1 protein-coding gene is annotated in these 1,862 nt (G+C 66.1%); it reads left to right on the forward strand.

All coding sequences use genetic code 11. The features are described from left to right. A partial coding sequence (locus DMB80_RS27695) for a non-ribosomal peptide synthetase (RefSeq protein WP_121497476.1) occupies positions 1-1,862 on the forward strand: 1,862 nt, incomplete at both ends.

Consider the following 1,862-nt stretch of genomic DNA (forward strand, 5'->3'; position numbering starts at 1 on the left):
CTCATCGGCTTCTTCGTCAACACCCTCATCCTGCGCGTCGACCTCACCAACAACCCCACCTTCACCCAACTCCTCACCCACATCCGCCACCAAAGCCTCGCCGCCTACGACCACCAAGACCTCCCCTTCGACACCCTCGTCGACCACCTCAACCCCACCCGCACACCAGCACACCACCCCCTCATCCAAATCCTGCTCGCCTGGCAAAACCTCCCCGACACCACCACCACCGACCTCCACCTGGGCAACCTCGACATCACCACCGAACCCATCAACACCCACACCGCCCGCATGGACCTCACCATCTCCCTACACGAACACCACACCCCCACCGGCACCCCCCACGGCATCCACGGCGCCATCGAATACCGCACCGACATCTACGCCCCCACCACCATCACCACCCTCATCGACAGGTTGCGGCACATCATCGAGATCGTGACCTCTCGGGCTGATGTTCGGCTGTCCGACATCGACCTGCTCGACGAGGTCGAGCGCGAGCAGATCCATCGCCTGTCGCACCAGCTGCCCGTCGCGCCTGAGCGGTCATCGGTGCCGGGGGCGTTGCGCCGCCATATCGATCGAGCTCCGGATGCGTTGGCGATCAGCGACTCTCGCGATGCCATGACCTATGGGGAACTCGCGGCGGCCGCGAGTCGTGTCGCTGCCATGTTGACCAGCAGGTCCATCGGTGTCGGTGATCAGGTCGCGGTCCTCTTCCACCGCTGCGCCGAGGCGGTGACGGTCATGTTGGGCATACTCCAATCGGGCGCCGCATACGTACCTCTGGACCCCGGTCAACCCGACTCCCGTCTCGACCTGATTCTCGCCGATGCTGCGCCGGTGGCGGTGGTGACGACGGCGGCGTTGGCTGTTCGGGTGGCCGGTGGGGCGGTGCCGGTGATCGTGGTCGAGGACGCTGATGCCGCACCGGAGCCGGGCGCCGGACCGATGGTGGGACCCGGCCCTGATGATGTGGCGTATGTGATCTACACCTCGGGGACGACGGGAACCCCCAAAGGTGTTGCGGTGACGCATCAGAACCTGCTGCATCTGGCGGCGTCCACGCCCGCGGCGTTACCGGCGGATCCGGTGTGGACGCAATGCCATTCCTATGGTTTCGATTTCTCGGTGTGGGAGATCTGGGCGGCACTGCTCGCCGGCGCACGACTGGTCATCGTCGACGAGGACACCGTGGCCTCCCCGCCAGAGTTCGAGGATCTGCTGATCCGAGAACAGGTCAACGTGCTCACCCAAACCCCCTCGGCAGCAACGGCTCTGAACTCGACGAACCTGCCTCCGCTGACCATGCTGCTCGGCGGGGAGGCCTGCCCTCCTGACCTCGTCGGCACCTGGGGGGATCGCCACACCGTGGTGAACGCCTATGGTCCGACCGAGGCGACGGTGTATGCCACGATGACCGCCCCGTTGACCTCAGCGTCGACGGGGACAGTGGTGCCGATCGGCACCCCGGTCGCCACCGCGACCTGCCTCGTGCTCGACCCGTATCTACGGCCGGTTCCGGTAGGCGTTCCTGCCGAGCTCTACATCGCCGGACACGGTGTCGCCCTTGGCTATCCGTCGCGCCCTGATCTGACGGCGTCGCGTTTTGTGGCGTGTCCCTTCGGTGGCCCCGGTCAACGGATGTACCGCACCGGGGACCTGGTCAGCTGGCTCCCCGACGGCCAACTGCGCTACCACGGCCGCAGCGACGACCAAATCAAAATCCGCGGCCACCGCATCGAACCCGCCGAAATCCACACCGCCCTCACCCACCTACCCGGCATCGCCACCGCCGCCATCACCACCACCACCGACCACACCACCCACCTCCACGCCTACCTCACCGAAACCACCCCCGG

Source organism: Mycobacterium kyogaense (genome assembly GCF_003254575.1).
GTDB classification, from domain to species: Bacteria; Actinomycetota; Actinomycetes; order Mycobacteriales; family Mycobacteriaceae; genus Mycobacterium; species Mycobacterium kyogaense.